Raw genomic sequence first — 5,575 nt, forward strand, 5'->3', positions numbered from 1 at the left:
TCTGATAATAGCGCACCTTTTGCCTCAACTGCATTGGGTGGCATTAGCCGATTATCAAAATGGTGGATTGATTTGGGTATTCGCCCCGAACGAATTAAACCAGCACACCCAGAGCAAAATGGGCGACCATCAGCTCTTTTTGATACTGTTCAAAAGATTGCATAGCTAATTTTGCATCAACATTTCTCCCATAAAATTCAGAAATCTTCCCATTCGGCGAACCTGCGTCCACTCGAATAGCCCTAAACAAACCATCAGAAAATAACTTTCTCATATGTTTTGTTAAAAGATAACTGTCGCCAAACGGTGCAATCCAATCGATAAACCAATATCGATCGCCAGATTGCCAATCTTCCAATTTAAGAGAAGTAACATCATTGATGTATTTCACTTCCGTTTCTAAATTCAACCTTGCCCAACTGCAATAGGCAATAGGCATCCCATCTCGAACCAACAATACATACTGTTGCGTTTCAATAGCTGGAATAACATTGGTTGAAAAAAGCGATAAAGGCCAATTTTGGTGTAATTCTGAATTTGTCCATAACCACGCGATGCTGCCTAGTTCTGAAAATTTATCCATTTGTAGACTCCTAATACTATTTTTTTAATTGATAGATTGTATCAAAAAGTTGAGTCTCTATTCTATTTAATCCAACATATTGATTAATATAAATCAAAGTATTTTATTTTTTCTAAAATAATTGCTTAGATGCGCATTTTTATTTTAAAAAATAGAAAAAAATGCATAAATAATTTCATGAAATATAAATCCTATTTGGATTTTTACTGTCTCTTATTGAAAATAACAAAAAGCAACCAAAGAATTTTGGTTGCTTTTTTGTTTTCAGGCAGCCTGAAGAATCATCAAATCATCGTTCTCTGAAACTTTCATCTATCTTAGTTTGCAATGGACTCAACAAGTAATCCAAAACGCGGCGTTTCCCTGTTTTAATCTCCGCACTCACGTTCATACCTGCGGTCAGGTTTACCGTTTTCCCATCAATATTCAAATGATTTTTATCCAGCGAAACAATCGCGGTATAAACCAAACCCAGTTGCTCATGCGTGGTCGCATCGTGGCTGATGCTTTTCACTTTGCCTGTCAGATAGCCATAGCGTGTATACGGGAAACTCTCAATTTTAATCACAGCATCTTGACCTTGTTCCACAAAACCAATGTCTTTGTTTAAAACAAGAGCCTCCACTTCCATTTTTTCATCATCAGGCACAACCACCATAATTTTTTGTGCAGCCTGAACCACTCCGCCAATCGTATAAGTTGCCAACTCTTGAACCGTACCATTGACAGGCGATTGTAACGTCATCAGTTGCTTGCGCTGCTTGGCTTTATCCGTCTGGCTGCGATATTGGTCAATTTGTTCATTAGCTTGACGGAGCGCGTCCAAAGTATCACGTTTGAGATTTTGCGTGTTCAAAGTGCGATTTTGCTCCGCTTGCGCGATGGCAGCCTGAATTTGTTGAATTTGACCGCGCGTGCTGCGTAAATCATTTTGATTGCTGACAGATTTACTTTCCTGCTCCAAATAAGTGTGTTCCGAAATAAAATTTTCAGCTTTGAGTTTTTGATAATCGGCAGTTTTTTGCTGCTCAATCGCGCCCACCGAAACCAATTTTTGCTCTTGCGCTCGTGCTGATTGCAATTCTGCTTGATGCCCTCGCAAGACGGATTGTAATTGTTCGTCTTGTGCAGCCCACGCTTGATATTGGTTTTGCGCGAGAATTTGAGCAGCCTGAAAATCGGTTTCTGAAATATGAAACGTTTTGGCAGTAGCCCAGTCCATACGCGGCGCAGTATGTGTTTGCAGCGCGTTTAATACGGATTCATAGCGCAATTTAGACAACTGCGCCGCTTGCAAAGCCTGCTCCGATTGCGCCACATCGCTATCCGTGCCGACTGCTTCTAATTCAAGCAGCGTTTCATTCGCTTGAACGTGTTGTCCATCACGAACGTGAACCGCTTTCACCACAGCCGTTTCCAAAGGCTGAATGATTTTACTGCGGCTGCCTGAAGATGTTTTACCCGATGCAGTGGCGACAATATCAATATGACCAAACCAAGACCAAACCAGTGCCAATACGGTAAACAACATAATCAATCTTGCCGCTACTTTAGGGGCAGCAGAAAGCGGCGTTTCAGTCAGCTCCAAATGAGCAGGTAAAAAAGCACGTTCATCTTCACTACGTGGCGGCGGGTCAAGTTGGTCGCGTACCGCCCATACGTTACGCCATACGGTTAGATAACGAGAGAAAAAGTCTTTTAGTGCAGAAAACCACATTTTGATAACCTTTTGATATTTTCAGGCTGCATTTTTCAGGCAGCCTGAATATTGATTTCTTTTCAGGCAGCCTGAAAAACTTACCCATTCTGTAAATCATACAAATAACGATAATATCCATCTGCTTTTTGCAATAAAGCCTGATGCGTTCCTTGTTCCACAATCTTGCCCTTATCCATTGCAATAATCCGATGCGCGTGGCGAACCGTAGATAATCGGTGCGCGATAATCAGTACCGTCCGTCCCTGACAAATCGCTTGCATATTTTGCATAATCGCACGTTCACTTTCATAGTCCAGCGCACTGGTTGCCTCGTCAAAAATCAAAATGCGCGGATTGGTAATCAACGCACGAGCAATCGCAATGCGTTGGCGCTGTCCACCCGATAAACCTGCGCCTTGTTCACCTACCATTGTGTCGTAACCTTCCGACAATTCCATAATGAAATCGTGTGCGCCTGCTAATTTGGCAGCCTGAATAATCTGTTCCAACGGCATACCTGTATCGGTTAGCGCGATGTTGTCTCGGATACTGCGATTGAGTAACACATTTTCTTGTAGCACCACGCCCACTTGTCGGCGCAACCACGCAGGGTCTGCCAATGCTAAATCGTTACCGTCCACCAAAACACGTCCGTTTTCAGGTGTGTATAAGCGTTGAACCAGTTTCGTTAGCGTGGATTTTCCCGAGCCTGAACGCCCAACAATCCCTAACACTTCGCCTGCCTGAATCTGTAAATTCAAATCCTGCAAAATCAAACGCCCATCGGCTTTGTATCTAAAATCAACGTGTTCAAAAGTAATGTCGCCTTGAATATCGGGTAACGCCAAACGCGATTGCGGATTTTCAGTCGGTGCATTCAAAATATCGCCCAAACGCGCTACCGAAATCCCCACTTGCTGAAAATCCTGCCATAACTGTGCCAAACGAATCACAGGCGCAGCCACCTGTCCTGCCAGCATATTGAACGCAATCAGTTGCCCAACAGACAATTTTCCTTCAATCACCAATCGCGCCCCAATCCACAAAGTCGCCACCGAAACCAATTTTTGAATCAGTTGCACGCCTTGTTGTCCAATCACGGCGAGTTTGGTTACTTTAAAACTGGACGCAACGTAAGCCGCCAGTTGATTATCCCAACGGCGCGTCATTTGTGGCTCAACTGCCATTGCTTTAATTGTGCCGACCGCTGTCATACTTTCCACTAAAAACGACTGATTATCGGCATTTCGCGCAAATTTGTCGTTCAATCGTGTCCGCAAAATCGGGCTGATAAATGCCGACCAAAACGCATACGCTGGCAACGATGCCATCACGACTAACGTGAGAGTCGGGCTGTAATACCACATCACTAGCAAAAAGATAAACGAGAACACCAAATCCAATACTGAAGTCAAAGCCTGACCTGTTAAAAAATTGCGGATTTGCTCCAACTCGCGTACACGCGCTACGGTGTCGCCCACGCGGCGATTTTCAAAATACGCCAATGGCAAGGCGAGCAAATGGCGGAATAGTCTCGCGCCCAGTTCCACGTCAATCCGTGAAGTGGTGTGCGCGAAAATGTAGGTGCGCAAACCGCCTAGCATAATTTCAAACAAGCTAACCACCAACAGCGCAACAGCGACCACGTCCAAAGTAGAAAAGCCGCGATGAACCAATACTTTATCCATCACAATTTGGAAAAACAAAGGTGTGATAAGCGCGAAAATCTGCAAAACAACGGACACCAGCAGCACTTCTAAAAAAATGCGGCGATATTTAATCACGGCTGGGATAAACCAAGTGAAGTCAAATTTTGCCAAGCTGCCCAACACGGATGCGCGAGATGCGACAAAAATCATTTTGCCTGAATATCGTGCGGCAAATTCGCTGGCATTGAGAATGATTGGGCGGCTTTCGCTTAAATCGTGAATAAGATATTGCGTAGCTTCGCCTGTGCCGTCTATTTTGGCGAGTAAAAAATGGTCTCCATCTTCGCGCCAAACAAGGGCGGGTAGTGAAGCCATAGGTAAGCGTGAAATGGGTTGTTTCACGACTTTGGCTTTGAGTTCCAGTTTTTTGGCAGCTAAAAGCCATTCGGTTTCGCTTAAATCATTGTTCAGGCTGCCTGAAAAATGATGAGAAATGTCAGCTGGATTGGCGGCGATACCGTGATAGTGCGCAAGGATAATTAACGCAGATAGGGCGGGTTGAGAGGTTTTATCCATATCAGAAATATTTGTCAAAAAAAGAGATAATTTAAGGGGCTGTATTAGATTAGCCCTAAATACCACACCAAATTCGCAAGATTTTAAGCTGCTCTTTTGGTGTACCAAAGTTAAAATGAAATTCGCATTCTTTCAAGAATAAAGGGAAAGATTTTCGGTCAATTCCATTATATTTTCGTAGAACGCGCTTTGCCTGATTCCAAAAATTTTCAATACCATTGATATGGTTTTGATGGTCAGCAAATAGCTCTGAATGATTGATTCTGTGATGCGTAAATTCGCTTACATCTAGGAGCTAATGACATTTTAGCTATAATTTCAACCAAATCAAAGCACAAGCTAATGACACAGTACTTTCATATGCACAGAAACCTTTTAAACTCGGATAGGTCTCAAACGCTTTTTTGCTACAAAAATACCTGCTTTTGTGTCATGAATATTGGCTGCATGAACCACAACAGACAATAGATTACCCAACGTATCAACAGCTATATGTCGCTTACGACCTTTGATTTTTTTACCTCCATCAAAACCTTTATCATGTGCGCTAGAAGCTGTTTTGACACTTTGTGAATCAATAATGGCATAAGTTGGCATCGATTGTTTTTGATGGATTAAACGTTTTTTTGAACCAATGCCAAAAGAATTCTATCCCATAAGCCTGATTGATTGGCTCTGCGATAGAAACTCCATACGGTTGAATAAGGTGGAAAATCATTGAGCAGCATACGCCATTGACAACCTGTTTTGGTCATGTACAAAACGGCATTCACTAATTGACGTTTATCCCATTTGTAGTGGCGTAGCTGGTTAAAATGTGGCTCAATCGCTTGCCATTGGGCATCTGTTAAGTCTGTTGGGTAGGATTTTCTAGTCATAAAGATATTTTATCATTTTTGTGAATGCAGGTTCTAAGAAATATATGCGTTCAATTAGAAAAACAACACGTTTTTCTAAACGCTCGCCTTACTTTGTGCCGTAAACGACAGTTATTACCCTCAATGCCAACTGTGTGTTGCTTACCAACTAGATGCCATTCTTCATTTGAAAAGACATTTAAAAATGCAG

General features: G+C 42.5%; 5 protein-coding genes and 2 pseudogenes. All 7 read right to left on the reverse strand.

Going from position 1 to position 5,575, the window contains the following annotated elements; genetic code table 11:
• Positions 1–94 precede the first annotated feature (94 nt).
• Positions 95–583: a toxin-activating lysine-acyltransferase gene (locus tag BQ5809_RS07860; RefSeq protein ID WP_003792114.1), complete on the reverse strand. Its 489-nt coding sequence runs from the start codon at positions 581–583 to the stop codon at positions 95–97.
• 289 nt (positions 584–872) lie between these two features.
• Positions 873–2,300 (reverse strand): HlyD family type I secretion periplasmic adaptor subunit, encoded by a 1,428-nt coding sequence (locus tag BQ5809_RS07865; RefSeq protein WP_003788049.1) that lies wholly within the window; start codon positions 2,298–2,300, stop codon positions 873–875.
• An 80-nt stretch (positions 2,301–2,380) separates the two neighbouring features.
• Positions 2,381–4,507, reverse strand: coding sequence for a type I secretion system permease/ATPase (locus BQ5809_RS07870; protein WP_003788051.1), 2,127 nt, complete (start codon positions 4,505–4,507; stop codon positions 2,381–2,383).
• Between the two features lie 55 nt (positions 4,508–4,562).
• A pseudogene (locus tag BQ5809_RS10470) lies at positions 4,563–4,799 on the reverse strand (transposase); the annotation flags it as partial.
• A gap of 83 nt (positions 4,800–4,882) precedes the next feature.
• Positions 4,883–5,104 carry an IS5/IS1182 family transposase gene (locus tag BQ5809_RS07875; protein WP_060536923.1) on the reverse strand — a complete coding sequence of 74 codons (222 nt, stop codon included), beginning with the start codon at positions 5,102–5,104 and terminating at the stop codon, positions 4,883–4,885.
• A 17-nt stretch (positions 5,105–5,121) separates the two neighbouring features.
• Positions 5,122–5,385, reverse strand: coding sequence for a transposase (locus BQ5809_RS10475; RefSeq protein ID WP_081353481.1), 264 nt, complete (start codon positions 5,383–5,385; stop codon positions 5,122–5,124).
• A 56-nt stretch (positions 5,386–5,441) separates the two neighbouring features.
• Positions 5,442–5,575, reverse strand: a pseudogene (locus tag BQ5809_RS10480) (IS1 family transposase); the annotation flags it as partial.

The organism is Kingella kingae ATCC 23330 (genome assembly GCF_900111845.1).
Classification (GTDB): domain Bacteria; phylum Pseudomonadota; class Gammaproteobacteria; order Burkholderiales; family Neisseriaceae; genus Kingella; species Kingella kingae.

What these genes read in the sequence shown, in the direction of transcription:
- BQ5809_RS07860 (WP_003792114.1), bottom strand. Translation starts at nt 583, where the DNA reads ATGGATAAATTTTCAGAACTAGGCAGCATCGCGTGGTTATGGACAAAT.
- BQ5809_RS07865 (WP_003788049.1), bottom strand. Translation starts at nt 2,300, where the DNA reads ATGTGGTTTTCTGCACTAAAAGACTTTTTCTCTCGTTATCTAACCGTA.
- BQ5809_RS07870 (WP_003788051.1), bottom strand. Translation starts at nt 4,507, where the DNA reads ATGGATAAAACCTCTCAACCCGCCCTATCTGCGTTAATTATCCTTGCG.
- BQ5809_RS07875 (WP_060536923.1), bottom strand. Translation starts at nt 5,104, where the DNA reads ATGCCAACTTATGCCATTATTGATTCACAAAGTGTCAAAACAGCTTCT.
- BQ5809_RS10475 (WP_081353481.1), bottom strand. Translation starts at nt 5,385, where the DNA reads ATGACTAGAAAATCCTACCCAACAGACTTAACAGATGCCCAATGGCAA.